This window comes from Aminobacter sp. P9b, from assembly GCF_045345995.1.
Lineage (GTDB): Bacteria > Pseudomonadota > Alphaproteobacteria > Rhizobiales > Rhizobiaceae > Aminobacter > Aminobacter niigataensis.
In genome coordinates this window covers 3,469,466-3,495,779 of sequence record NZ_CP150082.1, presented here as the reverse complement: position 1 = coordinate 3,495,779, position 26,314 = coordinate 3,469,466, and the positions used below count along the sequence as shown (strand labels likewise).

At 61.7% G+C, this 26,314-nt stretch carries 23 protein-coding genes; 16 read left to right on the top strand and 7 right to left on the bottom strand.

The features are described 5' to 3' along the window. Window positions 1–179 precede the first annotated feature (179 nt). The 13 genes from rpsB (at window position 180) to lpxB (ending at window position 13,301) form a co-directional block, all read left to right on the top strand. Window positions 180–962: a 30S ribosomal protein S2 gene (rpsB, locus tag WHT83_RS17185; protein ID WP_055977053.1), complete on the top strand. Its 783-nt coding sequence runs from the start codon at window positions 180–182 to the stop codon at window positions 960–962. A 121-nt stretch (window positions 963–1,083) separates the two neighbouring features. Continuing rightward, window positions 1,084–2,004, top strand: a complete 921-nt coding sequence (gene tsf / locus WHT83_RS17180; RefSeq protein ID WP_183260883.1) for a translation elongation factor Ts — start codon at window positions 1,084–1,086, stop codon at window positions 2,002–2,004. A gap of 111 nt (window positions 2,005–2,115) precedes the next feature. Then, the gene (gene pyrH / locus WHT83_RS17175) at window positions 2,116–2,838 is read left to right on the top strand and encodes a UMP kinase (protein WP_108607997.1); all 723 of its coding nucleotides are present in this window, start codon (window positions 2,116–2,118) and stop codon (window positions 2,836–2,838) included. A 42-nt stretch (window positions 2,839–2,880) separates the two neighbouring features. Next, a complete protein-coding gene (frr, locus tag WHT83_RS17170) occupies window positions 2,881–3,435 on the top strand; it encodes a ribosome recycling factor (RefSeq protein WP_183260885.1) in 555 nt (184 codons plus the stop codon). 12 nt (window positions 3,436–3,447) lie between these two features. Then, complete coding sequence (locus WHT83_RS17165; protein ID WP_256371671.1) at window positions 3,448–4,185, top strand: isoprenyl transferase; 738 nt, start codon at window positions 3,448–3,450, stop codon at window positions 4,183–4,185. An 11-nt stretch (window positions 4,186–4,196) separates the two neighbouring features. Beyond that, window positions 4,197–5,027, top strand: a complete 831-nt coding sequence (locus WHT83_RS17160) for a phosphatidate cytidylyltransferase (protein WP_183260887.1) — start codon at window positions 4,197–4,199, stop codon at window positions 5,025–5,027. 79 nt (window positions 5,028–5,106) lie between these two features. Further along, window positions 5,107–6,246, top strand: coding sequence for an RIP metalloprotease RseP (gene rseP, locus WHT83_RS17155; protein WP_108608001.1), 1,140 nt, complete (start codon window positions 5,107–5,109; stop codon window positions 6,244–6,246). A gap of 220 nt (window positions 6,247–6,466) precedes the next feature. Continuing rightward, entirely contained in the window at window positions 6,467–8,833 is a 2,367-nt protein-coding gene (gene bamA / locus WHT83_RS17150) for an outer membrane protein assembly factor BamA (RefSeq protein ID WP_406871846.1), read from the top strand. A gap of 67 nt (window positions 8,834–8,900) precedes the next feature. Continuing rightward, the gene (gene lpxD, locus WHT83_RS17145; RefSeq protein ID WP_183260890.1) at window positions 8,901–9,956 is read left to right on the top strand and encodes a UDP-3-O-(3-hydroxymyristoyl)glucosamine N-acyltransferase; all 1,056 of its coding nucleotides are present in this window, start codon (window positions 8,901–8,903) and stop codon (window positions 9,954–9,956) included. Beyond that, a complete protein-coding gene (gene fabZ / locus WHT83_RS17140) occupies window positions 9,949–10,413 on the top strand; it encodes a 3-hydroxyacyl-ACP dehydratase FabZ (protein ID WP_108608004.1) in 465 nt (154 codons plus the stop codon). Before lpxD ends, fabZ begins: the two co-directional genes overlap by 8 nt. Before the next feature lie 11 nt (window positions 10,414–10,424). Then, window positions 10,425–11,261 (top strand): acyl-ACP--UDP-N-acetylglucosamine O-acyltransferase, encoded by an 837-nt coding sequence (lpxA, locus tag WHT83_RS17135; protein ID WP_108608005.1) that lies wholly within the window; start codon window positions 10,425–10,427, stop codon window positions 11,259–11,261. Continuing rightward, window positions 11,248–12,141: an LpxI family protein gene (locus WHT83_RS17130; protein ID WP_406871845.1), complete on the top strand. Its 894-nt coding sequence runs from the start codon at window positions 11,248–11,250 to the stop codon at window positions 12,139–12,141. The genes lpxA and WHT83_RS17130 overlap by 14 nt, the downstream gene beginning before the upstream one ends. Next, the gene (lpxB, locus tag WHT83_RS17125) at window positions 12,138–13,301 is read left to right on the top strand and encodes a lipid-A-disaccharide synthase (protein WP_406871844.1); all 1,164 of its coding nucleotides are present in this window, start codon (window positions 12,138–12,140) and stop codon (window positions 13,299–13,301) included. Before WHT83_RS17130 ends, lpxB begins: the two co-directional genes overlap by 4 nt. Before the next feature lie 59 nt (window positions 13,302–13,360). Here lpxB and gltA read toward each other — a convergent pair whose 3' ends face one another. Together gltA and gltX are read right to left on the bottom strand one after the other, a co-directional pair. Then, on the bottom strand, window positions 13,361–14,650 hold the full coding sequence (gene gltA / locus WHT83_RS17120; RefSeq protein WP_108608008.1) for a citrate synthase: 1,290 nt from the start codon (window positions 14,648–14,650) through the stop codon (window positions 13,361–13,363). Window positions 14,651–14,829: 179 nt separating this feature from the next. Continuing rightward, window positions 14,830–16,254, bottom strand: a complete 1,425-nt coding sequence (gene gltX, locus WHT83_RS17115) for a glutamate--tRNA ligase (protein WP_406874001.1) — start codon at window positions 16,252–16,254, stop codon at window positions 14,830–14,832. A 336-nt stretch (window positions 16,255–16,590) separates the two neighbouring features. On the opposite strand from gltX, the gene WHT83_RS17110 reads away from it, so the two are divergent. Continuing rightward, complete coding sequence (locus tag WHT83_RS17110) at window positions 16,591–18,834, top strand: ComEC/Rec2 family competence protein (protein ID WP_406871843.1); 2,244 nt, start codon at window positions 16,591–16,593, stop codon at window positions 18,832–18,834. Between the two features lie 36 nt (window positions 18,835–18,870). Here WHT83_RS17110 and lexA read toward each other — a convergent pair whose 3' ends face one another. The 5 genes from lexA to WHT83_RS17085 all read right to left on the bottom strand — a co-directional run bounded on the left by lexA (window position 18,871) and on the right by WHT83_RS17085 (window position 24,035). After that, the gene (gene lexA / locus WHT83_RS17105; protein WP_108608010.1) at window positions 18,871–19,587 is read right to left on the bottom strand and encodes a transcriptional repressor LexA; all 717 of its coding nucleotides are present in this window, start codon (window positions 19,585–19,587) and stop codon (window positions 18,871–18,873) included. 246 nt (window positions 19,588–19,833) lie between these two features. After that, a complete protein-coding gene (locus WHT83_RS17100; protein ID WP_406871842.1) occupies window positions 19,834–20,892 on the bottom strand; it encodes a porin in 1,059 nt (352 codons plus the stop codon). Window positions 20,893–21,369: 477 nt separating this feature from the next. Beyond that, window positions 21,370–22,557 (bottom strand): HAMP domain-containing sensor histidine kinase, encoded by a 1,188-nt coding sequence (locus tag WHT83_RS17095; protein ID WP_183260902.1) that lies wholly within the window; start codon window positions 22,555–22,557, stop codon window positions 21,370–21,372. 157 nt (window positions 22,558–22,714) lie between these two features. Next, window positions 22,715–23,392, bottom strand: coding sequence for a response regulator (locus WHT83_RS17090; protein WP_183260903.1), 678 nt, complete (start codon window positions 23,390–23,392; stop codon window positions 22,715–22,717). A 352-nt stretch (window positions 23,393–23,744) separates the two neighbouring features. Continuing rightward, window positions 23,745–24,035 (bottom strand): hypothetical protein, encoded by a 291-nt coding sequence (locus WHT83_RS17085; RefSeq protein ID WP_183260905.1) that lies wholly within the window; start codon window positions 24,033–24,035, stop codon window positions 23,745–23,747. A 595-nt stretch (window positions 24,036–24,630) separates the two neighbouring features. Between WHT83_RS17085 and WHT83_RS17080 the strand changes: the two genes are divergently transcribed. Both WHT83_RS17080 and WHT83_RS17075 read left to right on the top strand, forming a co-directional pair. Continuing rightward, on the top strand, window positions 24,631–24,849 hold the full coding sequence (locus WHT83_RS17080; RefSeq protein WP_406871841.1) for a hypothetical protein: 219 nt from the start codon (window positions 24,631–24,633) through the stop codon (window positions 24,847–24,849). Beyond that, a complete protein-coding gene (locus WHT83_RS17075) occupies window positions 24,849–26,309 on the top strand; it encodes a TolC family protein (protein ID WP_406871840.1) in 1,461 nt (486 codons plus the stop codon). The genes WHT83_RS17080 and WHT83_RS17075 overlap by 1 nt, the downstream gene beginning before the upstream one ends. Window positions 26,310–26,314 lie beyond the last annotated feature (5 nt).

Here is a 26,314-nt window from a genome sequence, read left to right as displayed (position 1 = left end):
TTTCGAGCAGCTCTCGGGGTTGCGCTCGCCAGCCAATACGTCTATATGCCGCCGCATTCCACACACGGACTCTGGTTTCTGCCCGGGAGAAATCCGGCTGAGACCCCCCGGTGGCGTTTCGAGCAATCAAGCGAAAAGCGTCATGGTCCGTGGAGGCTAACCGGAAAAGGAAATGACGAATGGCACTGCCTGATTTCAGCATGCGCCAGCTTCTTGAAGCTGGTTCTCACTTCGGCCACCAGACCCACCGCTGGAACCCGAAGATGGCGCCCTACATCTATGGCGCCCGCAACAACATCCACATCATCGACCTCAGCCAGACCGTGCCGCTGCTGCACCAGGCGCTGAAGCAGATCTCGGACACCGTTTCGCGCGGCGGTCGCGTGCTGTTCGTCGGCACCAAGCGTCAGGCTTCGGACATCGTCGCTGACGCCGCACAGCGTTCTGCCCAGTACTACGTCAACTCGCGCTGGCTCGGCGGCATGCTGACCAACTGGAAGACGATCTCGAATTCGATCCAGCGCCTGCGCAAGCTCGACGAACTCCTGGCCGGCGAAGCCCAGGGCTTCACCAAGAAGGAGCGCCTGAACCTCGAGCGCGAGCGCGAGAAGCTGGACAAGGCCCTCGGCGGCATCAAGGACATGGGCTCGACGCCGGACCTGATGTTCGTCATCGACACCAACAAGGAAGCCATCGCCATCCAGGAAGCCAAGCGTCTTGGCATTCCGGTCGTCGCGATCATCGATTCCAACTGCGATCCGGACAAGATCGACTTCCCGATCCCGGGCAATGACGACGCTGCCCGCGCGATCCAGCTCTACTGCGACCTGGTCGCCAAGGCTGCGATCGACGGCATCGCCCGCCAGCAGGGCTCGCTCGGCGTCGACATCGGCGCATCGGCTGAAGTTCCGGTTGAGCCTGCGCTCGATGCGGCTCCGACGACCGAAACGCCCCAGGCGTAATCGCGAAGGCCGGGAAACCGGCCTTCCTTTTCAGGATTGGGCGCAGCTCGCGCCGGCGTTCGGCGCATCATCGAACCCTCGGTGGTGCGCTCGCGCATTTTGAAGCAAAGAGGCCACCACAATGAGCATTTCGGCAGCACAGGTTAAAGAACTCCGCGAACTGACGGGCGCGGGCATGATGGATTGCAAGGCGGCTCTCAACGAGACCGGCGGCGACATGGAAGCTGCGGTCGACTGGCTGCGCAAGAAGGGTATCTCGAAGGCTGACAAGAAGGCCGGCCGCACGGCCGCCGAAGGCCTGATCGGCGTCGACGCCGGCGTCCGCGAAGCCGTCGTCGTCGAAGTCAACTCCGAGACCGACTTCGTTGCACGCAACGCAGCCTTCCAGGAAATCGTCGCCGACGTCGCCAAGGTTGCTCTTGCCTATGGCGCCACCGAGGCGGTTGCTGCTGCGAAGTATCCGGGTTCCGACAAGTCGGTTGCCGACACCATCAAGGATGCGGTCGGCACCATCGGCGAGAACATGAGCTTCCGCCGCTCGGCCAAGCTTTCGGTTGCAGAAGGCGTCGTCGCGACCTACGTGCACAATGCTGTCGCCGACAACCTCGGCAAGCTCGGTGTTCTGGTTGCCATCGAGACGACCGGCAACCACGATGCGGCCCGTGCGTTCGCACGCCAGGTCGCCATGCACGTCGCGGCGACCAACCCGCTCGCCCTGACCCCCGACGAAGTCGACGCGACGCATGTCGAGCGCGAAAAGGCGATCTTCGCCGACCAAGCCCGCCAGTCGGGCAAGCCCGAGAACATCATCGAGAAGATGGTCGAAGGCCGCATGCGCAAGTTCTACGAGGAAGTCGTGCTGCTCAAGCAGGCCTTCGTGCTCAACCCTGACCTGACGGTCGAGGCAGCGCTCAAGGACGCCGAGAAGCAGATCGGCGCGCCGGCCAAGATCACGGGCTATGTCCGCTTCGCACTCGGTGAAGGCATCGAGAAGGAAGAGAGCGACTTCGCAGCCGAAGTTGCCGCGGCCGTTAAGGGCTAAAAAGTAGCGCTGCATCAAGCGCTTCCTGAGGATAGCCGAAGGGCGCCGCGTGACATCGCGGCGCCCTTCGTGTATCGGAACTCCCGATCTTTCAATCGCCGCGAGGAACTCATGACCGACAAGCCGCTCTACCGGCGCGTACTGCTTAAGGCGTCGGGCGAGGCCCTGATGGGCGAGCAGCATTTCGGCATCGACGTGTCGGTGGTCGACCGCATCGCTTCCGACATCGCCGAGGCGAGGGCGCTCGGCGTCGAGGTTGGCGTGGTCATCGGCGGCGGCAACATCTTCCGCGGCGTGGCCGTGGCCTCCAAGGGCGGCGACCGGGTCACCGGCGACCACATGGGCATGCTCGCCACCGTCATCAATTCGCTGGCGCTGCGTACATCACTCCACAAGCTCGGGGTCGATGCCGTCGTGCTGTCGGCGATCGCCATGCCCGAGCTCTGCGAAAGCTTTTCTCAGCGTCAGGCAACCGCCTACATGGATGCCGGCAAGGTCGTGATCTTCGCCGGCGGCACCGGCAATCCGTTCTTCACCACCGATTCGGCGGCAGCGTTGCGCGCGGCCGAGATCGGCGCCGATGCGCTGTTCAAGGGCACCCAGGTCGATGGCGTCTACTCGGCCGATCCCAAGAAGGACCCGGCCGCGACGCGTTTCGAGCGCATCACGCATAAGGAAGTCATCGCCCAGGGGCTGTCGATCATGGATACGGCGGCAATTGCCCTTGCGCGTGAAAACAACATCCCGATAATCGTCTATTCGATCCATGAAAAAGGCGGTTTCGGCGAAATATTGAAGGGTGGCGGTCGCTGCACGGTTGTAGCGGACGCCTGACGATTGAACGATGGCCCCGGAACCGGGACCAAGGAGACTGCGATGAGCACCGACTACAACGATCTTCAGCGCCGCATGGAAGGCGCCATTAACGCGTTCAAGCATGATCTTGCTTCTCTGCGCACTGGCCGCGCCTCGAGCAATCTGCTCGATCCGATCCAGGTCCAGGCCTATGGATCGGCCATGCCGCTCAACCAGGTGGCGACGGTGTCGGTGCCCGAGCCGCGCATGATCTCGGTCTCGGTGTGGGACAAGTCCATGGTCGGTGCGGTCGATCGCGCCATCCGCGAATCGAACCTTGGCTTCAATCCGATCGTCGACGGCACCAATCTGCGCATTCCACTGCCGGAGCTCAACGAGCAGCGCCGCAAGGAACTGGTCAAGATCGCCCATACCTATGCCGAAAACGCCAAGGTAGCGACGCGCCATGTGCGCCGTGACGGCATGGAAGCTTTGAAAAAGGCCGAGAAGGACGGCGACATCAGCCAGGACGACCAGCGCGTCCAGTCCGAGAAGGTGCAGAAGCTGACCGACGACACGATCAACCAGGTCGATAGCCTGCTTGCGGGCAAAGAAGCCGAGATCATGCAAGTCTAAGCCAACCAGAGGCTGGCCGAAAGCGAACGGATGACTACGCCCGCGCATGTCGCGATCATCATGGATGGCAATGGCCGTTGGGCGAAGGCCCGGGGCCTGCCGCGCGTTGCCGGGCACAGGGCTGGCGTCGAGGCGCTGCGCCGTACCGTTCGTGCCGCTGCCGACCTCGGCATCTCCTGGCTGACGGTCTACGCGTTTTCTTCGGAGAACTGGTCGCGGCCCAAGTCCGAGGTCACCGATCTCATGGGCCTGCTCAAGATCTTCATTCGCCGCGACCTGGCCGAACTGCACAACAGCGGCGTGCGGGTGCGCATCATCGGCGACCGGGCGACGCTGCAGCCGGACATTCGCTGCCTGCTGGAGGAAGCCGAAACGCTGACCGCCGGAAACGATTCGCTGACGCTGGTGATTGCCTTCAATTATGGCGGGCGCGATGAGATCGCGCGCGCCGCGAGCCGGCTGGCGGAAGCGGTCAAACGTGGCGAGATCTCGAGCGAAGAAATCACGCCGGAGCTGTTTGCCGAAAACCTCGATACCGCGGGGATACCCGATCCCGACCTGGTGATCCGCACCAGCGGCGAGATCAGGCTTTCCAATTTCCTGCCCTGGCAGTCGGCCTATAGCGAACTGGTGTTCCAGCCCTGCTACTGGCCGGATTTCAATCGCGAGCATCTTGCCGACGCCTTGCGCGAATATACCGGTCGCGAGCGGCGCTTCGGCGGGCTTGCCACTCGCGACGTCGCTTTGTGACGGCGGAGCGCATGAGCAATCTCCAGCTTCGGACAATCTCGGCGATCGTGCTCGCGACGGCGGTGCTCGCCCTGACCTGGGGCGGCGGCCTGCCGTTTCGCTTGCTGTCGGCGGCGATCGTCCTGGCCATTTTCTACGAATGGTCGACCATGTCGCGCGCCAAGACCGGTGCTGTCTGGGCCGCTGGCGATCTTGGCATCCTGCCTGAAGTGGCGATCCTGCTGTTTGCCGGGGCGCTGGTCGCCGGCGTGCCCGCGCTTGCCCTGATCGGCTTGGTCGCCGCATTCACGTTGATTCTCTGGATCGTGGGGCGGTTGCGCGGGGTGGCGGCATGGGAAGCCGCCGGATTCGGCTACGCAGCGCTCTCCGGCCTGTCTTTGGCCCTCCTGCGCGGCAATGACGCATCCGGGCTGGTCGCCATCCTGTTTCTGTTCGCGGTCGTCTGGGCGACCGACATCTTCGCCTATTTCGTCGGCCGAAAGGTCGGCGGGCCAAAGCTCGCGCCTGCAATCTCACCCGGCAAGACCCGCAGCGGCGCACTTGGTGGAGCCGTTGGCGGCGTCGTGGCCGGGCTATTGCTCGCAAGTACCGCTGGTAGCGGCAATCTTGCGCTGCTGGCTGTTGTCGCGCTGCTGCTGTCGGTGATTTCCCAGGCCGGCGACCTGTTCGAATCCTGGGTCAAGCGCCGGCATGGCTACAAGGACTCGGGCTCGCTGATTCCCGGTCATGGCGGCGTGATGGACCGGGTGGACGGGCTTGTCGCGGCGGCATTTGCCCTATACGTCATCGGCTGGATGTCCGGTTCGGCCGATCATCCGGCGCAGGGGCTGTTTCCAGCCTGAGCCACTGCAGCGCGGCGCAAGCGTCGGGCAAGGCAAGTTGGCCCAGATGGGGCTCGATGGTACTGGTTGAGGACTTGATTTGAACGAGTATCTTCCCGCCTTCCTGAGCACGGACGGCCTTTTGATCGGCACCATCGTGCCGTTCCTGTTCGTGCTGACCATCGTCGTATTCGTACACGAGATGGGCCACTACCTCGTCGGCCGCTGGTGCGGCATCGGCGTGAAGGCCTTCTCGATCGGTTTTGGGCCGGAGCTGCTCGGCTTCAACGACCGTCGCGGCACGCGCTGGAAGCTCTGTGCGATACCGCTGGGCGGCTATGTCAAGTTTGTCGGCGACATGAGCGTCACCAGCAAGCCGGCAGGCGCCGAGGACGACAATCTCAGCCCGGCGGAGCATAAGATAGCCTTCCACACCCAGCCGGTCTGGAAGCGCGCTGCAACTGTCGTTGCAGGTCCTCTGTTCAATTTCCTTCTCACGATCGCGGTCTTTACCGTGCTGTTTTCGGCCTATGGCCGCTACGTCATGGAGCCGACCGTGGCGGAAGTGAGGGCGGCAAGCCCGGCCGCCAACGCCGGCATCCTGCCGGGCGACCGATTCGTCAGCGTCGATGGCAAGCCGGTGGAAACCTTCTCCGACGTCCAGCGGCTGGTCTCAGGCCGGGGCGGCGATGCGATTGCCTTCGTTATGATGCGCGACGGCAAGGAGATCGCGCTTACGGCCACGCCGGAGATGATGGAGCAGAAGGATGCGCTCGGCAATTCGGTCAAGGTGGCCGTCATCGGGGTGGTCAACAACGAGGAACTGGGCCAGCCGCGGCTGATCAGTTACAGCCCGGGCGGAGCCTTCGTTCAGGCGGTTTCCGAGACGGGCCACATCATCCAGCGAACCGGCCAGTTCCTGAAGCGATTCGTGGTCGGCCGCGAAGACAAGTGTCAGCTTGGCGGACCGGTCAAGATTGCCGACATGGCAGGCAAGGCAGCCCAGTTGGGCTTCATGTGGCTGGTTCAACTGGTGGCGTTGTTGTCGGTCGGCATCGGCTTTCTTAACTTATTGCCGATTCCTCCGCTGGACGGCGGCCATCTCGCGTTCTATGCCGTCGAGGCAGTGATCCGCCGTCCCGTTTCGGAACGGGCAATGGAGGCGGTCTATCGTGTGGGGATGATTCTGGTTCTTGCCTTCATGGGTTTCGTTTTCTGGAACGACCTGTTTGGCTGCTGAAATCATTAAGAAATTCGGAACGGGCAGGGGGCCCGTTGAGGGAGCGTTTACCATCCGGGGCGATATGAGTGACGCGAAAGTCACGCTCGCAGGGTAAGTAAATACAAATTAACTAGAAGCCTTGCGTGTAGGGAAAATCCGGTTATTACGGTATGGGAAATTTACCGCGACGTCCGGTTTTCTCGCCGTGGGGACTTCGAGAAAAAGGTTATATAGCCCGATGAAGGCAGCATTGAAGTTTGCGAGCGCCGCGTCCGCGGTGGCTCTGTCCGCCGCACTGGCCATTCCTGGCGCAGTGGCGGTCCAGTTTGTTGCCGTGTCCGCCGCAGAGGCGGCGGTGGTCAGCCGGGTCGAGGTGCGCGGCAACCAGCGCGTCGATGCGGACACCGTTCGCAACTACATTTCCATTAAGCCGGGCAAGTCGTTTTCGAATGCCGATATCGACGAGGCCGTGAAGGCGCTGTTCGGCAGTGGCCTGTTCTCCGATGTCCGTATCAACCAGGTCGGTTCGACCCTGGTGGTTCAGGTTTCCGAATACCAGGTCGTCAACAACGTGCTGTTCCAGGGCAACAAGAAGCTCAAGGACGCGGCACTCGGCGGTGCCGTTCAGCTCAAGCCGCGTGGTGCGTTCTCGCAGGCAGCGCTCGAAGCTGACGCCCAGGCGATCAAGGAAGCCTACAAGCGCGTCGGCCGTGACGATGTCACCGTTGGCACCAATGTCATGGACCTTGGCGAAAACCGCGTGAACGTGGTGTTCGAGATCAACGAAGGCGGCCGCACCAAGATCGCCGCGGTCAATTTCGTTGGCAACGACGCCTATGGCGACCGCCGCCTTGCGGATGTGATCTCGACCAAGCGCTCGTCGTTCCTGTCGTTCATGCTGCGTGACGATATCTATGACGAGGATCGTCTCCGCGCCGACGAAGAGGCGCTGCGCCGCTTCTACTTCAATCACGGCTACGCCGACTTCCAGGTCGTTTCCGCCTTTGGCGAGCTTGACGAAGCGACCAACCAGTACACCATCACGATCACCGTCGACGAAGGCCAGCGCTATACGTTCGGCGACGTCACGGTCGAGAGCACGATCCCCGAGATCGACGGCGCGACGCTGCAGTCGCTGGTCGAGACGCGCAAGGGCGACACCTACAACGCCAAGGACGTCGAAGATTCGATCATCGGGATCACCGAAAACGTTGCCGGCAAGGGCTATGCCTTCGCCAAGGTGACGCCGCGCGGTGACCGCAACTTCGAAAACCGCACGATCTCGGTCGTCTACACGGTCGATCAGGGCGCCAAGGCTTATGTCGAGCGCATCGAGATCCGCGGCAACGAGCGCACCCGCGACTTCGTGATCCGTCGCGAATTCGACGTCAGCGAAGGCGATGCCTTCAACCAGGTGCTTATCCAGCGCGCGAAGAAGCGCCTCGAGGCGCTGAACTTCTTCGAGCGCGTCGAAGTCTCCACCGCTCCCGGTTCGCAGCCCGACCAGGTCGTGCTGGTTGTCGACCTGGTCGAGAAGTCGACCGGTGAGTTCTCGATCGGCGCCGGCTATTCGACCGGTGGCGACAATGCCGGCCCGTCGGTGGAAGGCTCGATCACCGAGCGCAACTTCCTCGGTCGTGGCCAGTTCATCAAGTTCTCCGCTGGTGGCGGCAAGAATTCGCGTGACTACAGCTTCTCGTTCACCGAGCCGTACTTCCTCGGTCGCCGTATCGCTGCCGGTTTCGACGTGTTCCGCCAGACGCGCGACTACGACGAATACAACAGCGACGTCACGGGCGGCACCATCCGCTTCGGCCTGCCGATCACGGACAACATCTCGACGCAGTTGGCGTACAACCTCTCGCAGGAGAAGTACGAGCTGTCGGACGAATGCGATACCAATGGTGATGGCCTCCCGGACGGCACCTGCAATGTCTCGCAGGCTATTGTCGACGGTGTCGCAGACAGCCCGTGGATCAAGTCGTCGGTCAGCGGTACGCTGGTGTACAACACCATCGACGACATGAAGAACCCGCATGGTGGTATCTACGCCAACTTCACGACCGAGGTGGCAGGCCTCGGTGGCGACGCCAAGTTCGTCAAGTTCACCGGTCGCGGCAGCTACTACCAGACGCTGTCCGAAGAACTCGACATCGTCGGTCTCGTTTCGGCGGGTGGCGGTCACATCCAGGGCTTCGGCGACGATGGCCTGCGTGTGTTCGACCACTTCAAGAACAACGACCGCATGATCCGCGGCTTCAAGTACAACGGCATTGGTCCGTTTGACGACGCCACTGACGATCACCTCGGCGGTACGACGTATTTCAATGCGTCGGCAGAAGCCCAGTTCCCGATCCCGGTCGTGCCGGAGAGCTTTGGTCTGCGTGGCGCGGTGTTTGCCGATGCGGCTACGCTTTACGGCAGCAAGGTCGACAACGTGGCGAACCTGGTCTCGACCGACATGCAGTGGCGCGCTTCGGTGGGCATCGGCCTGCTCTGGGCGTCGCCCTTCGGTCCGCTTCGCATCGACTATGCGGTGCCGGTCCAGAAGGAAGACACGGACGACACGCAGGAATTCAACTTCGGCATCTCGACCCGCTTCTAATTTGGCGGAACGACGCTTCCGGGCCATCATGGCCCGGAAGGCCCCGGCCTAGCTGGAACAGCATTTCATGACGGATCCGGTATTTTTTGTGCCGTCGCGCCGCTATTCGGTTGGCGAGGTGGCCGGGCTTACCGGGGCCGTGCTCGCCGATCCCGGCCATTCCCACATTGAGATTTCAACCATCGCGTCTGCTTCTGCTGGCGGCGAAGGTGCCTTGGTGTTCGTCGATGGCAAGCGCAACGGCGCGTCGTTGCCGACGCTTCATGCGGCAGCCGTGCTTTGCACGCCTGATGTTGTCGGCCTTGTGCCCGATGGTATTGCCGTCCTGGTGACGCCACGTCCGCAGCAGGCTTTCGCACGCATCGGCCGACTGCTTTATCCTGACGCCGAGCGCCCGGTCGGTGCGACCGGTGAAGCAGGCATTTCGCCCTTTGCGCATATCGATCCCACCGCCCATGTCGAGACGGGCGCGATCATCGAGGCCGGTGCGGTCATCGGACCCAAGGCAGGTGTCGGCGCCGGCACGGTCGTCGCGGCCAATGCCGTGATCGGCCGTTCCTCACAGGTGGGGCGCGATTGCTACATCGGCCCGCATAGTTCAATCCAGTATGCGCTGATCGGCAACGGAGTCATCATCCATGCCGGCGCCCGTATCGGCCAGGACGGTTTTGGTTTCGCGGGTGGCGCGCGCGGACCGGAACGCATTCCGCAAATCGGCCGGGTCATCATCCAGGACAATGTCGAGATCGGCGCCAACTCGACGGTCGACCGCGGCGCCATGGCCGATACGATCATCGGCGAAAACACCAAGATCGACAATCTCGTCCAGATCGCCCACAACGTGCGCATTGGCCGCAATTGCGTCATCGCCGGTCTAACGGGTATTTCGGGCTCGGTCACCGTTGGCGACAATGTCATGATGGGCGGCGGCGTCGGGCTTGCAGACCATCTGACGGTCGGCGCAGGGGCCAGGCTGGCGGCGCGCAGCGGCTTCATGCATGACGTGCCTGCAGGCGAGATCTGGGCCGGTTTTCCGGCCAAGCCGATGAAGGATGCGATGCGCGAGTTCGCATGGCTCAAGAAGATGGCCAAGACAAAGAAGGACGGTGGGGGCAATGACTGACCAGACGACCAAGACGCTCGAATCCGTCGACATTCTCGGCCTGTTCAAGCTTTTGCCACATCGCTATCCGTTCCTGCTGATCGACCGTATCGTCGACATCGACGGCGACGATTCAGCTGTTGGCATCAAGAACGTCACTTTCAACGAGCCGCATTTCCAGGGCCATTTCCCCGGCCAGCCGGTGATGCCGGGCGTGCTGATCATCGAAGCGATGGCGCAGACCGCCGGCGCGATCTGCCTGCGCCTGGTGGTCGACGAAAGCCCGTCGCTGGTCTACCTGATGACTGTCGATGCGGCCAAGTTCCGCAAGCCGGTCGTGCCTGGCGACCAGCTCAGAATTCACGTCAAGAAGATCAAGAAGCGCGGCAATATCCTCAAGTTCGCCTGCGATGCGCAGGTCGATGGCGTCACCGTGGCCGAGGCCGAGGTGGCTGCGATGATGGTGCCGAAGGAATAGCAAGACCTTTCATGCAGACCGAAACTTTCATCCATCCCGCCGCCGTCGTCGAAACTGGCGCAAAGCTGGGCGCGGGCGTCCGCATCGGGCCGTTCTGCCATGTCAGCGCCGACGCCGTCATCGGCGATCGCGTTGAACTGATCAGCCACGTTGCCATTATGGGCGCAACCACCCTTGGTGAAGGCTGCAAGGTCTTCCCGCAGGCGACGCTCGGCGCAGCACCGCAGAACAACAAGCACAAGGGTGGCCGCACGACGCTGGTCGTCGGCAAGAACTGCACGATCCGCGAAGGCGTGACCATGCATCTTGGCACCGACACCAGCCGTGGCGCCACCACTGTCGGCGATAACGGGCTGTTTCTCGCCTATGCGCACATCGCTCATGACTGCATCGTCGGTGACAATGTCACCATGGCCAATGTCGCGACGCTTGGCGGCCATGTCGAGGTCGGCAACAACGTGACGCTTGGCGGGTTGTGCGCGGTCCACCAGATGACGCGTATCGGCCATCATGCCTTCGCTGGCGGTGCTGCCATCATCGACGGCGACATCATTCCCTATGGCATGGTGATGGGCAATCGCGCCCGGCTGCGCGGGCTCAACGTCATCGGCATGAAGCGCTCAGGCCTGCCGCGCGCCGAAATCTTTGCGCTGCGCAAGGCCTACAAGATGATCTTCGACCCCGCACGCGCAGTGGCCGAGAACATTCCGGCTGTCGAACGCGAATTCCAGGGCTCGGCCATCGTGCGCGACATGCTCGATTTCATCCAGGCACGGGGCAAGCGCCATTTCACGGTGCCGCCGCTCCGAACCGCCGTCTCCGACGACGCCGCCGATGACGAAAGCTGAGGGCGGAAAGAAGATAGTCCTTTCCGCGGCCGACCGGGTCGCTGTCGTTGCCGGCAGCGGCCGCCTTCCCGTCAATGTGGCCGACAGCCTGGCCGAGACGGGACACGCGCCATTCATCGTACTGATCGAAGGCGAGACCGATCCCGGCACCAGCCTGTGGAGCTATGACGGCAAGGTGCTGGCGATCGAGCAGTTCGCAGCACTTGTGCCGCTGCTCAAGCGCGAGCGCATCACCCATCTCGTGCTCGCCGGTGGCATCAGCCGCCGTCCGGCCTGGCGCGCCATCCGCCCGAGCGTTTCGCTTCTTCGCATCCTGCCGCGGGCGCTGGCCGGTTTTGCACGCGGCGACGACGGCTTGCTTCGCATATTGGTCGACCTGATCGAGGACAACGGCATCAAGGTCGTGGGTGCGCATCAGGTCGTGCCGGACTTGCTTGCCATAGAAGGCAGGATCGGCGGGCTTGCGCCCAAGGACGGCGATTGGGCCGACCTCCGCGCAGGCTTGGAGGCCGCAGGCGCCATCGGGGCGCTCGACATCGGCCAGGCCGCCGTCGCCATAGGCGGACGGGCCATCGCCCTTGAAGGCATCGAGGGAACCGATCTTCTGCTCGAACGTGTCCGTGACCTGCGCAACAACGGTCGTATCTCCGGCCGCAAGCGCGGCGTCCTGGTCAAATGTGCCAAGCCCGGCCAGGAAATGCGCGCCGACCTGCCGACCATCGGTCCCGCAACGGTGGATGCGGCACACGCTGCGGGCCTGGCCGGAATTGGTGTCGAAGCTGGACGCTCCTTCGTGCTTGATGTCGGTGAGGTCGTGGAACGTGCCGATCGGCTCGGCCTCTTCGTTGTTGGCCTGACGAGTGAGAGGGGCAACAAATGACTCAGCCGCTGCTCAAGATCGCCATCGTCGCCGGCGAAGAGTCGGGCGACCTCCTGGGCGCCGACCTGGTGCGAGCCCTGCAGCGACTGACCGGCCGCGAGGTCAGGCTGGTCGGCACCGGCGGCCGGCATTTGCAGCAACTGGGGCTTTCGCCGCTGTTCGATGCCAGCGAGATCGCGCTGATGGGACTGACGGCGATCGTCCGCGACCTGCCGCGCCTGATGCGGCGGATCGGCCAGACGGCGCGCCTCGTAGCTGCCGAAAAGCCGGATTGCCTCATCACTATCGACAGCCCGGATTTTTCGCTGCGCGTGGCCAGGAAGGTTCGCGCGCTCGCGCCTGGGATTCCGATCGTCCATTACATCTGCCCGAGCGTGTGGGCGTGGCGGCCGGGTCGGGCCAAGGCGATGAAACCGCATGTCGATGAAGTGCTTTGCATCCTGCCCTTCGAACCCGCCGAGCTTGCGAGGCTGGGCGGCCCGCACGGCACTTTCGTCGGCCACCGACTGGTCAGCGATCCCGGTATTGCGGTCGCAGCCGCCATGCAGGAAGGCAAGGGCGCTCTTTCGCCCGACCGCGAAAAGACGCTTCTGCTGCTGCCGGGCTCGCGCCGCAGCGAGGTGCGCGGCCTGATCGGCCCGTTTGGCGAGACCGTTTCGATCCTGCGCGCACGCGGTCACCGCATGCGCCTGCTGCTGCCGACAGTTCCACATGTAGCCAGCCTGGTCGAAGACGCCGTCTCCGACTGGCCGGAAAAACCCGAGATCATCCTCGACCCACAGCGCAAATGGCAGGCCTTCGGCGAGGCCGATGCGGCGCTGATAGCGTCGGGAACGGTGTCGCTGGAGCTTGCGCTCGCCGGCGTACCGATGATGTCGAACTACAAGCTCGACACCTTCATGCGCGTGGTGCAGAGGCTGATCACCGTCTGGAGCGCGTCGCTGCCCAACCTGATCGCCGACAGGCCGGTGGTGTTCGAAGCCTACAACCAGTATGTGCGCCCGCAATGGATGGCGCGTCACATCGAGGGCCTGTTCGCCGACAGCGGCATCAGGCGCTGGCAGAAGGAAGGCTTTGCCGAGATCCTCCGGCGCATGACGACCGATCGCCCCTCCGGCGAACTTGCCGCCGAAGCCGTCCTCAAGCACATCTATAAATGAAAAAAACGCCCGTCAGGCAAGAGCTTGGCGGGCGTTGTTCAATTCGTTTCGCTTGGCGCTTAGCGCTTGGCGATCGGCAGATAGTCGCGCTCGGCAGCACCGGTGTAGAGCTGGCGCGGACGGCCGATCTTCTGGCGCGGATCCTCGATCATTTCCTTCCACTGTGCGATCCAGCCGACGGTGCGGGCGAGCGCGAACAGCACTGTGAACATGGTCGTGGGGAAGCCCAGCGCCTTCAGCGTGATGCCCGAGTAGAAGTCGATGTTCGGGTAGAGCTTCTTTTCGATGAAGTATTCGTCGGTTAGCGCGATGCGCTCGAGCTCCATTGCGACGTCCAGCATCGGATCGTCCTTGATGCCGAGCTCGCCGAGCACTTCATGCGTGGTCTTCTGCATGATCTTGGCGCGGGGATCGTAGTTCTTGTAGACGCGGTGGCCGAAGCCCATCAGGCGGAACGGATCGTTCTTGTCCTTGGCGCGGGCGACGAACTCCGGAATGCGGTCGACATGGCCGATTTCGCTCAGCATGTTGAGCGCCGCTTCATTGGCGCCGCCATGGGCCGGACCCCACAGGCAGGCAATGCCGGCGGCGATGCAGGCGAACGGGTTGGCGCCCGAGGAACCGGCGAGGCGCACGGTCGAGGTCGAGGCGTTCTGCTCGTGGTCGGCATGGAGGATGAAGATGCGCTCCATGGCGCGGGCGAGCACCGGATTGACCTTGTACTCCTCGCACGGCACGGCAAAGCACATGTGCAGGAAGTTGGCCGCGAAGTTCAGCTCGTTCTTGGGGTAAACGAAGGGCTGGCCGATATGATACTTGTAGGCCATCGCCGCGATCGTCGGCATCTTGGCGATCAGGCGGATCGAAGCGACCATGCGCTGGTGCGGATCCGAGATATCGGTCGAGTCGTGATAGAAGGCCGACAGGGCGCCGACCACGCCGCACATGACAGCCATCGGGTGCGCGTCGCGGCGGAAACCGGTGAAGAAGCGCGACATCTGCTCATGCACCATGGTGTGGCGCGTGACGCGATGGTCGAAGTCGTCCTTCTGGGACTTGGTCGGCAGTTCGCCATAGAGCAGGAGGTAGCAGACCTCGAGGAAGTCGCCGTGCTCGGCCAACTGGTCGATCGGATAGCCGCGGTGCAGCAGGATGCCGGCATCGCCATCGATGAAGGTGATCTCCGACTCGCAGCTCGCCGTCGAGGTGAAGCCGGGGTCGTAGGTGAAAGCGCCGGTGGTGGCGTAGAGCGATGCGATGTCGATCACATCTGGTCCGACCGTTCCGGCGCGCACCTTGAACTCGTGGGTCTGGCCGCGGAACTCCAGTTTGGCGGTCGAATCAGTCATCGCATACTCCTTAGTGCTGAGTTGCCGCCCTGGGCGGCGCAATCTTCATAACAAGGCAACCCGTTAGGCCCGGAATGTCCGAGCCCCCAGCTTCCCCGCTGCTTTCAAATTGACCTGTTGCCGCAATGTTGCACCGCAATAGCCTCATTTCAATGCAAAACTAGGAAAGCACTGCTGACCTAATCGATTTGATCGGAAATGCGGGCTAGACTTTCGTCGCGCCCCAGGACGGCCAACACATCGAACACGCCGGGAGACGTGCTTTTGCCCGTCAGGGCTGCACGCAAGGGCTGTGCGACGGCTCCCAACTTGACGTTCTCGCGCCCGGCAAATTCGCGGATCGCTGCCTCCGCCGAAGCGGCGTTCCAGTCCTCGTTGACGCCGGCCAGCGCCGCGTGCGCGCCCTTGAGCACATCCTTGGCCGGACCGGCCAGAAGCGCTGCCGCCTTGTCGTCGAGAGGCAAGGGACGCTCGGCAACCAGGAAGCCTGCGCCATCCGCAAGCTCGATCAGCGTCTTGGCGCGCTCCTTGAGACCGGGCATGGCGGCCAGCAGCTGCGCCTTGCGCTTGTCGTCGAGCCTGGCGAGGATCGCATCGCCGCCGGGCAGGTAGGGCAAGGTCGCCACAAAGATGTCGAACAGCTTCCTGTCGTCCATCTGGCGCATGTGGACGCCGTTCAGCGCCTCGAGCTTGGCGAAGTCGAAGCGCGCCGCACCCTTGTTGACGTCCTCGATCTCGAACCAGCGGATCATGTCCTCGATGCTCATCACCTCGTCGTCGCCATGGCTCCAGCCGAGGCGGGCGAGATAGTTGAGCAATGCCTCGGGCAGGTAGCCCATGGCGCGATAGGCATCGACACCAAGCGCGCCATGGCGCTTGGACAGCTTTGCGCCGTCGGCACCATGGATCAGCGGGATGTGGGCCATGACAGGCACATCCCAGCCCATGGCGACATAGATGATCGTCTGGCGCGCGGCGTTGGTCAGGTGGTCGTCGCCGCGGATGATGTGGGTGACGCCCATGTCATGGTCGTCGACGACGACGGCATGCATGTAGGTCGGCACGCCATCCGAGCGCAGGATGATGAAATCGTCGAGATCCTTGTTGGGAAAGCGCACGTCGCCCTGCACGCGGTCACGCACCAGCGTCTCGCCCTCTGTCGGCGCCTTGATGCGGATCACCGGCTTCACGCCTGCCGGGGCTTCCGCCGGATCGCGGTCGCGCCAGCGCCCATCGTAGCGCGGCGGACGGCCTTCGGCGCGGGCCTTCTCGCGCATTTCGGTCAGCTCGTCCTGCGAAGCGTAGCAGTAATAAGCCTTGCCCATGCGGACGAGCTCCTCGGCGACCTCGCGGTGGCGCGGCGCGCGCTCGAATTGCGAGGTCGGCTCGCCCTCCCAGGTCAGGCCGAGCCAGGTGAGGCCCTCGAGAATTGCCGCGGTGGCAGCATCGGTCGAGCGCTCGCGGTCGGTGTCCTCGATGCGCAGCAGCATGGTGCCGCCGGTGTGGCGGGCATAGAGCCAGTTGAAGAGAGCCGTGCGCGCACCACCGATGTGCAGGTAGCCGGTGGGCGAGGGGGCGAAGCGGGTGACGACGGACATGGCGATTTCCAAGGGAGGCATAGCGCGCTTGGCCGAAGACCGGCGGCGCATGGCGTTTCGGTGGCGTTGATGTAGCATAGAAGGTCTGGGGCGCAAGAGGCAGGCCCGATGGGCGACCGCGTGCGGGAGGGGGAATCCGGTAACATTCCGGTGGTCGAGACCAGCGAGCGCGCGTTGCTGGGCGGCCCCGTTGCGCCCGCCGTGGCATGGGCACGGCCGAGCGCGCTTGAGGTTGATGCCCCGGGCGACGCCTCGCCGCGGGCGCCACGGCACTATTTTCCCCGGTCGTCGCCATGGTCGGACCAAGGTGCCGCTCTCCGCTCGTCCATGCGAGCCACTCGCGTGGCTATCGAAACCGAACTCGATCGTGGCGCCGCATTCCTGCTCGTGCCGGTCTTTCTGGCGATCGGGGCGCTTGCCTATTTCAGCTTTCGTGCCGAACCGCCCCTTGTACCGCTGGCCGCAGCCTTCGCGCTATTGGCTGTGCTCGCATTTCTGACGCGTACGAACAGGCTGGCTTATTACGCGCTTGCTGCTGCGGCCATCTGCCTGCTCGGCATGGCCATTGCCAAGATTGAAACGGAACGGATGGCAACCAAGATGCTCGGCGCGGCGATATCGGCCGGCATCACAGGGCGGGTAGTCGAGATAGATACCCTCGACAACGGCCGTCTGCGCCTGACCCTCGATATCCTGGCGACCGAACGGCCGGTGTTGCGCTATGCGCCGGATCGCGTGCGGCTCATCGCCCGCAAGGTCCCCGAAGGCGTGAGGGCCGGTTCGCAAGTGACAGGCTACGCCAGGCTGATGCCGCCGTCAGGCCCGGTGCGCCCGGGAAGCTACGACTTCTCCTTCGAAAGCTATTTCGATGGCATCGGCGCCAGCGGCTTTTTCATGAAGGGTCCGGAGCTTGCCGCTGCTGCTAAGCCGCCATCGGCCGTGGGCCAGGCATCAGCCTGGGTGGAAAACGCGCGCGACCGCATCGCCCAGCGCATTCGCGATCGCATCGGTGGTGCTGAAGGGGAAATTGCTGCGGCGCTGGTCGTCGGCGTGCGTGGCGGCATCCCGGAAGACGTCAACGAGGCGCTGCGGCGCACCGGCCTCTACCACATCATTTCGATCTCGGGCCTGCACATGGCGATGGTCGCCGGCACGGTGATGTTGCTGATGCGGCTGGGCTTCGCCGCCTTTCCAGCCTTCTCCTCGCATCGTCCGGTGAAGAAATACGCGGCAAGCGCCGCCTTGGCCGCGACAGCGGGCTATCTGTTCGTTTCCGGGGCGGAGGTCGCAGCGCAACGCAGCTTCATCATGCTGGCTGTGATGCTGACGGCGGTGCTGTTCGACAGGGCCTCCTTGACCATGCGCAATCTGGCGATCTCGGCCATCGTGGTCATCGTCATCTCGCCGCACGAGGTGGTCGGCCCGAGCTTCCAGATGTCGTTTGCCGCGACTGCAGCACTTGTCGGCGCCTATGCCTGGTGGTCCGATCGGCGTGAGCAGCAAGCTCAACCGGCCATCCAGCGGTCGATGCCCTCAAAGCTGTGGCGCTGGTTGGCTACGATGGCGGTCGGGCTTGCCGCGACCTCGGTGATCGCAGGTCTTGCCACTGCTGTCTTCGGCGCCTGGCATTTCCAGCGCGTCTCGCCGCTCAGTCTTGTCGCCAATCTGGCAGTGATGCCGATCGTCTCGGTACTGGTCATGCCGTTTGCCGTGCTTGCCGGCCTCTTCATGCCGTTCCGCCTCGATGGCATCTTCCTCGATACGATGGGTGCCGGCCTGACGGCCATGATCGCGCTGGCCAAATGGTTTTCCGAGCACTCGCCTGTCGACGCGGTCGGGCTGGTGTCGACGCATTCGGTCGTCCTTGTCACGGTGGCGCTGATCATCGCATCGATGGCCACGACCTGGCTGCGCGTTGCCGCTCTGCCGCTTGCGGCTCTCGCCCTGCTGGCATTGATGAATGCGGAAGCGCCGGACGTGCTGGTCTCGGAGGACGCGCGCCTGATGGGCGTACCGGTTGGTGCAGGCAGGCTTGCAGTCAATCGTGCTCGGCCAAACCAGTTCACAATCGACAATTGGAAACGTGCCTTGGTGACCGAGGACGTGGTCGGCCCCACGCGCCTGGGGCCGGCGAACCAGAGCAAGCGGAACAATGCGACCAGCCCAGGCGTCGCAAGCCCTTCCGGCAGTGGCACTGCCTTTTCCTGCGCCGACGGCTTGTGTCTCGTCGAGCACCCCTCGGGCGTGCAGGTTGCTCATGCAGAAAGCGCGGTAGCCGCCAGGCGCGCCTGTGCCACCGCTGACCTTCTTGTCGTCAACGACGCCACTGCAGTCAACGTGTGTACGCACTCAGCTGCGATCGTTCTCACCAGCCGTGAATTGGCACGCTTGGGAAGTGCGGCGATATTCCTGACGCCTGGCGGGGGAGGCGTTCCTCAGCAGGTCGACATCCGCCACGCTGTGGCCACGCCATACCGGCCCTGGCATGCGCAACGAGAATTCTCCCGCGAGGCGAGGGGACTGCCGCCCTATCGGCGGGAAAGTAAACGTCAGGGCGCACCGGAGCCGGCAACGCCAGCTCAGTAGGTCGCGCGCAATGCGCTCCCGACATGCATGCAAGGATCAGTAGCGGCGGATCAGCCCGACGAGCTTACCCTGCACCTTGACCCGGTCAGGCCCGAAGATACGGGTTTCATAGGCCGGATTGGCGGCTTCCAGGGCGATCGAGGCGCCCTTGCGGCGGAAGCGCTTGAGGGTTGCTTCCTCGTCATCGACCAATGCGACGATGATCTCGCCGGGATTGGCGGTATTGGAACTGCGGATGACGACCGTGTCGCCGTCGAAGATGCCGGCCTCGATCATCGAATCGCCCTTGACCTCGAGCGCATAATGCTCGCCGCCCATGATCATATCCGGCGGCACCGAAATCGAATGAGTCTTGTGCTGGATCGCGTCGATCGGCACACCGGCGGCGATGCGCCCCATGACCGGTATGGTGACCGCCGCGCCGACGTCGTCGTCATTGCCGTGCGAGAACGATCGCGATGGCTCCGGTTTACGGCCAAGGCTGCCCTCGATGACGCTCGGCGAGAACTTTCGTGCCGCGTTGAGGCCGGGCGCGATCGAATCGGGCAGGCGCAGCACTTCAAGCGCACGTGCCCGGTTGGGCAGGCGGCGGATGAAACCACGCTCCTCGAGCGCCGTGATCAGCCGATGGATGCCGGATTTGGAGGCGAGGTCCAACGCCTCCTTCATTTCGTCGAAGGATGGCGGGATGCCTGCTTCCTTCAGCCGCTCGTGAATGAACAGCAGAAGCTCGTGTTGTTTGCGCGTCAGCATGGCCACCCCTGAGGAATCAAAAGAAAAACAAACCCGGAACAAACGCTATCTGTTCCAGTTGTGTTCTGCAACTGTTTATATTTCCTGAAGGGGCCGACGCCGGCGGCGAAGCCCTGCGTAGCGTGCAGGCTGAATTTTCCGTATTGCTGGAACGGCCTTTGGGCTCGGAGGGCGGTCAGGGCGCCGCGACGACGCCCGCCAGAATTGCTTGTCGAAGACGGGGAGCAGTTGCTCCCCGTCTTCTGTTTAGAATGAGGCCTGGAGGCGCAGGAACCCGCTCACAGAGCCGTCGCCGGCATCGTCCAGATTGTCCGCATAGACGAGTTCGGGAGTGACGACGAAGTTCTCAACCAGAGTGTAGGCCACATTGGCGACCGCCACGAGATTGCTGTCGTCGTCGTAGGCGAGTTGTGCGTTGAAGCGTGTCTTTTCGCCAAATTTGGCCGAACCGCCGCCCCAGACGGCCCAGGAACCGCCCCAGTTGCCGTAGTAGTTGCGGGTGTCTGCCTCCGACTTGTAGCCGACCATGCCAAACAGCGAAATGGTGTCCGTCACATCGACGTCGACCCGCGCCTTGCCTGCCCACACATCGTTGCGGCTGTCATAGGCGGCAACCGTGGCGACCTTGCCCCAGCCCTGGGTGAACGAGCCGCCGGCGACGACGTTCGGGACGTAATCTTCGACAGCGTTCGTTCCGGACCCCGTTTCGAGAGCGATCGTGGCGGCGAACCCGAGTGGGCCGGTATAGGTGTAGGAAATCTGCTGGGTGCGGAAAGGACCGAAGCCCAGCAACCAATCGTTGATGACGTCTCCAGCGTAGTCGGTGAACGTCGAGAAAACCGAATCCGTCATGCCTGCCCTGAAGCCGCCAAGCTCGAGATAGGCATGGTTGATGTACATGGCACTGCCAGTTCCGGAAATATCTTCGTAATTCCAGATTGCGCCGCCCCTGTCGTAGTCGAAGTTGACCTGCATATAGGCCCGCAGAGTGCCGAACTCGGTCTGCGAACGGGCGTCGGTCTGCAGAGCAGCACGCGCGCGCTTGTAGTAGGTGTCGCCGTTTCCATCGCCATCGACATCGGAACCGAGAAGCTCGCCGACACCGATGTCATAACGGACATAGCCCGAGACACGCAGGCAGGTCTCGGTGCCGGGCAAGTAGAAGAAGCCCGGACCATAGACATCGCAAACGCGCACATATTCGGCCTGTTCCGGGTCTGCCACAGCGACAGCGTCGGCAGCATATGCCTGGCCTTGCAATAGAGTCGGGACCGCGACGGTGGCAAGCAGCAAAGATCTAATCATTTCGTCCTCTCAATTCTGTTGGCAAGTCGCATGCAAGCGACCGAAATGATCAGGAAGGCACCTGCTTTACGTCGAGCCGATGCCAACTTTAAATATCTGTAAGAAATACATCCCGTTGTTTTGACGTCATTCATGTGTTGCAGTTTTGTCGCAATTCTCCGGTGGGAAAGCCCAAGGAACCTGGTTCTTGTTTCGATGCGACTGTCAAAAGAGCAGACTGAAACCGGTGTCGGACCGTCAAGGCCCGTGGCGAATCTGAAAGGTTCGATTCGAATGCAATGCCGTTGCGATGCCAAGCTCAGTTGTTTGGACGGTTATCCTGCGACAATACAATTTTGTAAAGTTAGGAACAGGTCTGCTCAAAATTAGTATTGCAATATCTCTTTGTTCAGGCAGATACCTGCTGCTCGTTCAAACAGCGTGAATAATTATCCGCCCGTGTGACTGACCTCCACGGGCGGAGATTTTTCTTCTGTATTATGCTTGCGAGAATTTTATCTCGACCACGAGGCCAGGCGCGTTGTCGGCCAGCGAAATCGAGGCGTCGTGGAAATCGGATATCGCCTTCACGAGGCTGAGACCCAAGCCGGTTCCCTCGGTCGTTCTGCTTTTCTCGAGCCGATAGAAGCGCTTGAACACCTTGTGTCGCTCTTCCGCTGGAATTCCCGGACCGGTGTCCGCAATCAGGATGGAGCAGGAGCGGTGGCCATAGCTGACGCCGAGCCGTATCGAGGCTCCTTCATGGGTGTGCCTAATGGCATTTACCACCAGGTTGACGCACATCTGCCTCAGTAGATCGCGATCGGCGCTGATTGCAAACCTGCTGGCTCGATCTTCAGGCTCCAGATTCATGGAGCGCCCGGCATCCTCGGCTATTGGCTGATAGATTTCGTATATGTCCTTTATGATCTCGTATGGATCCAGGCTGACGAACCTCGATGTCCGCGCACCGGATGAAATATGCGAAATTCGAAGGAGAGCCTCGAAGGTATTGGCAATCTGCGTGACTTCGTCCATTGCCGTTGCAATATGCGTCTCGGCCGACGCCTGATCGGGGCTATCCAAAGCGGCTTCAAGCAAAAGCAGCAGCCGACCAATCGGGGTCTTTAGATCGTGCGCGATGTCGGTCGTAACCTGCTTCATCGCAGCAATGCTCGACTCCAATTGCACCAGCGTGGAGTTGATCTCGCGTGCCAGTGTGTCGATGTCGTCATTTTGCGGGGAGACCGGCAGACGCGTTGTGAGTTCTCCCGCTCCGAAGGCCTTCATCGTGTCTGACAAAGCAGCAATGCGACGACGCGTTCGAAATGCAAGCACTGCGCCGCTTCCCAGGCCCAGGGCAAGGACTATCGCTGTTGCGCAGCCAAAGCTGAAGAGAGCGATCTTTCTCAGCCGGTAGGTGTCGTCGTAGCTCAAGCCGGCGACAAGATTGTAGCCGTCGCCCAGTTCTTCGCGAAACAGCCGGTAGTTTGCGAGTGACTCGTTGTGATAGGTCGGCGTCCGCGTAGACAAGCCCAACGGGACGTCGGCAAAGCCCGCGTTTCCAGCGAGCACATCGCCGTCTTTCGACAGGAGCGTGTAGACACTGTGTTCTGCAGTAAGCGTCAAGCCATGGCTGGCGATCATCGCCGTGGCGCCGGAAAGGCCTCTGGCTTCATAGGCCATCGATATTTCTTGGAAACGCTCCCGGACGCTCGAGTCGAGCCGTTCGTAGAGATAGGCCGAGATCATATTGTATGAAGTAATGTTTGCTCCGATCAGTGAGAGCAAAAATATTGTTATGTACAGTGCTGCTATGCGGATTGAAGTGCTCCGCGTTATACTAGCGCGGGCCATGCATGCTGTATCCGGTGTTTCGGATCGTGTGCAGGAGCTGTACTTCGAATGGTTTGTCGATTTTCGCCCGCAGGCGGCTGATGTGAGTTTCCACGACCGTGCTCAGCGGATCGAAATTGAAGTTCCATATGCGCTCGAGCAACATTGTCTTGGTGAGCACACGTCCCTCATTGCGCATCAGCAGTTCAAGCAGCGCGAACTCCCTCGGCAGGAGTTCGATCGTCGTCTCGCCTCGCTTTGCCAGCCTGCGAAAGAGATCGAGATCGAGATCGGCTACCTTGAGCTTGGACTTCTCCTGGGTGATCGGCGGCCGTCGTCCCAGTGCATTGACCCGGGCGAGGAGTTCCGAAAAGGCAAAAGGCTTTGCCAGATAGTCGTCTGCCCCCGCGTCCAGACCTTCAACCCGGTCGTCGACACCGCTCATGGACGTCAGAAAGATGATCGGCGTCTTTGTGCCGGCTGCGCGCAGTCCACGGACGAGGGACAGGCCGTCTAGGCCAGGTAGCATACGATCGACGATCGCCACGTCATAAACTTCGCGTACACCGAGTGACAACGCATCGCGCCCATCATTGAGAACATCTGCGGTATGTCCAGATGATATCAGTCCATTTGATATATATTTGCTTGTACGGTCATCATCTTCAACAAGAAGTATCCTCATTTTTCTTCTTCCATGTAGCCATTGTGGTTTTCTCACTAACGGCTCATTCCAATCGACAGAAAGTGGAAAATTGTTTTCTAACTGTGTTGAAACAATAATGATAATCCAGTGTCTTTGATGAAATATACTTCTATAATTATTTTTGTTTTTATAGTGATTTTGGTGCAAATCGGATGTCGTAGCGACGTCGTGCTTCACGCCCTACTGTGTTGGTTTCGTGACTTTCATTTGTCGATTCGGAGCTTGGCCATAACGACTTGGTGATGGCTTCGTGAGGGTGAGGGGAAACGTGTGCTCCCTCACCGCAGGGCGGTGAGGGAGCATCAGATGCAATTCTGGCAGCAGGGCCCGCTTAGTATAGACCACGGCTCTCGCGCTCGCGGGTCGTCATCCCGAACCACCAGTTCGGCCGGACAACTTCGGCGGTTCCGTAGCGGCTGTTGGTCTTTACCAGCTTGCCGTCCTCGCGAACCCGATAGGAAATATCCGGGTTCGACACAGACGTTGCAGCTTCTCCCGGCGTCCCGTGACCCTGGAGAAGCCGGTCCAACGTGGACCTTTCCTGCGTAAATCCACTGTTGGCAAAGCTGGAGGAGGACATTGCTGCAAGGATAACCAGAGCGTAGCCAAGTGTTGTTTTCATTTGTTTTCCTTTCTATTCCAACGAATGGAGCCAGACTCAGTGGAACCACTCGATGGAACAGGGATATCTGCCCATCTTGGCAGCCTGTTTTCTGAGGACTTACATTTTTGTGATTCTTCCGACGCCAAAGGCATTCAGCCTGCGTCGCAGCTTTGGGTGCGCCTGATCTGGCGTTCGCCGTAGCCCAGGCAGGCCTGCTGCCTGCAAGCATGGCTACAAGCGTTGCCCTTTTGGTGCGGTGGCCGGATGCGCCGCCGCCCGTCATGCGCGATCCTCATTCGGCGACGCATTACGCTGGCGAAAGTCAAATGGACATTAGAATTCATGTCCGTGTGCAAAGCGCGTCTTTGTAAATAAACATTACAAAAATGTATAAATTTAATTGTTGAGGCCTTTTGCGAATACGCTTAGCTATGTCAATAGAGTTTTGGACAAAGAGTATATATTATCGATGCTTCTAGAAGTAAGTATTGTTGGTGGTTGCAGCATATACTTTAAGGCTCAAAACAATATCTGGCTAAATTGAACCTCCTGCCGCGGTCGACGGTGAATCGCCTTCCGCTTGCTGCCCCTGGACCTAGTCTCGAGGAACCTGATGAAATTCTTGGCCTTAGCGGCTGCGGCCGCCTTCCTTTCCGCCTGTTCTGCGTATCCCGACATCGAGCCGGGATACGCGCCAGCAGATGCCGATGCACCGCTGGGGTCGGCGCGTTACATGTCGGTTTTTGCCGGTTCGGCGAATTATGTTCCGGTAAAACCCAGGCCGTGGGCCGAGATCAACGAGCGTGTCGCGCCAAAGCCTGAGGTGCAGTGATGCCGTTCATGTCATTGCCCGGCAGCGCCCTCGGTTGCGCTTCTTCCTTCCGACGCCTGGCTTCGGTCAGCGTCATCGCGCTTTCGCTTGCCGGTTGCGCCACGTTCACTCCAGACGCAGGCATGGCGCCGGTGTCGACAGAGGTCTCTTCGGCGCTTGGTGCGAAGACGGTCAAGATCGCTTCGAAGGCTGATGCTGCCAAGGCCGCCAAGGATGTGAAGGCCATATTGTCCAAGCCTCTTACGGCCGACAGCGCCGTCCAACTGGCGCTCTACAACAATCGGGGCCTGCAGGCCGAATACAACGCGCTGGGCATTTCCGAGGCGTCGTTCGTAGAGGCAAGCCTGCTGCCCAACCCGGTGGTGTCGGTTGGTCAGACACTTGCCGAAGGCGATCTGCAGATCGAGCGGCGTGTTGCGGCAAGCATTCTTTCGCTGCTGACCCTGCCCGCGCGGCGCGATGCGGCCGAGCGCGAATTCCAGGCCGCCCGATATCGCGCCATGGCGGCGACGTTCAAGCTCGCAGCCGACACGCGCAAAGCCTATTACGAGGCTGTGGCGGCAAAGCAGCACGTCGGCTTCCTCGAGCAAGCTCGCGGCTCTGCAGACGCTGCCGCAGACCTTACACGCAGTCTTGGGGAAACGGGCGCGGCCACCAAGCTCGACCAGGCGAGGGCCAGCGCTTTTTATGCCGAGGTTTCCAATCGGCTGGCCGCCGCCAGACTGCAAGCGGCGACCGCGCGCGAGGAACTGACCCGTGAGATGGGCGTATGGGGACCTGATCTAAGCTACAAGATCCCGGCTCAATTGCCGAAAGCCCTGCCTCGCATCGAGGCCACCGAAAAAGTCGAAGCTGAAGCGATCCGCAAGCGGGTCGATCTGATCGCGGCCCGGCTGGAGCTCGACGCACTCGCCCGCTCGCTCAAACTCGACGGGGCTACCCGCTATGTCTCTGCCTTCGAATTGGCAGGCTTTTCGGACTTTGCCCGCACCAAAGACAGCGGGATCGTGACCAAGGAAACCGTCAGCGGCCAGGCCCTGGAGCTTGCGCTCGAGATACCGATCTTCGATCTCGGCGAGACAACCCGCCGCCGCTCGACAGAGACATACATGCAGGCGGTCAATCGCTTCGCCCAGCAGGCGGTGAACATCCGTTCCGAGGCGCGAACGGCGCAGCTGGCCTACCGCGCATCCTATGACATTTCCAATCAGTACAGGACCCAGATCCTGCCGCTCCGCAAGACGGTGAACGAGGAGTCGCTGCTCCAGTACAACGGCATGCTGATCGATGTCTTCGAACTGCTGACGACATTCCAGGAAAGCATCGAAAGCAACATCAACGCGATCTCGGCCAAGCGCGATGTCTTCATTGCGAGCGTCGACTTCAAAAGCGCCATCATCGGCGGAGGCTCCGGCGGCGGAACGACTGTGGCTGCGGCGGGCGCTGGTGCCGGTGATTGATCGAG

Bases quoted from the DNA above. Each gene is read 5' to 3' on its own strand.
- WHT83_RS17075 (WP_406871840.1), top strand. From the start codon at position 24,849: ATGCCGTTCATGTCATTGCCCGGCAGCGCCCTCGGTTGCGCTTCTTCC.
- lpxD (WP_183260890.1), top strand. From the start codon at position 8,901: ATGACGGATCCGGTATTTTTTGTGCCGTCGCGCCGCTATTCGGTTGGC.
- lpxB (WP_406871844.1), top strand. From the start codon at position 12,138: ATGACTCAGCCGCTGCTCAAGATCGCCATCGTCGCCGGCGAAGAGTCG.
- WHT83_RS17100 (WP_406871842.1), bottom strand. From the start codon at position 20,892: ATGATTAGATCTTTGCTGCTTGCCACCGTCGCGGTCCCGACTCTATTG.
- bamA (WP_406871846.1), top strand. From the start codon at position 6,467: ATGAAGGCAGCATTGAAGTTTGCGAGCGCCGCGTCCGCGGTGGCTCTG.
- lpxA (WP_108608005.1), top strand. From the start codon at position 10,425: ATGCAGACCGAAACTTTCATCCATCCCGCCGCCGTCGTCGAAACTGGC.
- tsf (WP_183260883.1), top strand. From the start codon at position 1,084: ATGAGCATTTCGGCAGCACAGGTTAAAGAACTCCGCGAACTGACGGGC.
- WHT83_RS17080 (WP_406871841.1), top strand. From the start codon at position 24,631: ATGAAATTCTTGGCCTTAGCGGCTGCGGCCGCCTTCCTTTCCGCCTGT.
- WHT83_RS17160 (WP_183260887.1), top strand. From the start codon at position 4,197: ATGAGCAATCTCCAGCTTCGGACAATCTCGGCGATCGTGCTCGCGACG.
- WHT83_RS17095 (WP_183260902.1), bottom strand. From the start codon at position 22,557: ATGGCCTATGAAGCCAGAGGCCTTTCCGGCGCCACGGCGATGATCGCC.
- fabZ (WP_108608004.1), top strand. From the start codon at position 9,949: ATGACTGACCAGACGACCAAGACGCTCGAATCCGTCGACATTCTCGGC.
- WHT83_RS17090 (WP_183260903.1), bottom strand. From the start codon at position 23,392: ATGAGGATACTTCTTGTTGAAGATGATGACCGTACAAGCAAATATATA.
- lexA (WP_108608010.1), bottom strand. From the start codon at position 19,587: ATGCTGACGCGCAAACAACACGAGCTTCTGCTGTTCATTCACGAGCGG.
- WHT83_RS17130 (WP_406871845.1), top strand. From the start codon at position 11,248: ATGACGAAAGCTGAGGGCGGAAAGAAGATAGTCCTTTCCGCGGCCGAC.
- WHT83_RS17085 (WP_183260905.1), bottom strand. From the start codon at position 24,035: ATGAAAACAACACTTGGCTACGCTCTGGTTATCCTTGCAGCAATGTCC.
- pyrH (WP_108607997.1), top strand. From the start codon at position 2,116: ATGACCGACAAGCCGCTCTACCGGCGCGTACTGCTTAAGGCGTCGGGC.
- frr (WP_183260885.1), top strand. From the start codon at position 2,881: ATGAGCACCGACTACAACGATCTTCAGCGCCGCATGGAAGGCGCCATT.
- rpsB (WP_055977053.1), top strand. From the start codon at position 180: ATGGCACTGCCTGATTTCAGCATGCGCCAGCTTCTTGAAGCTGGTTCT.
- gltA (WP_108608008.1), bottom strand. From the start codon at position 14,650: ATGACTGATTCGACCGCCAAACTGGAGTTCCGCGGCCAGACCCACGAG.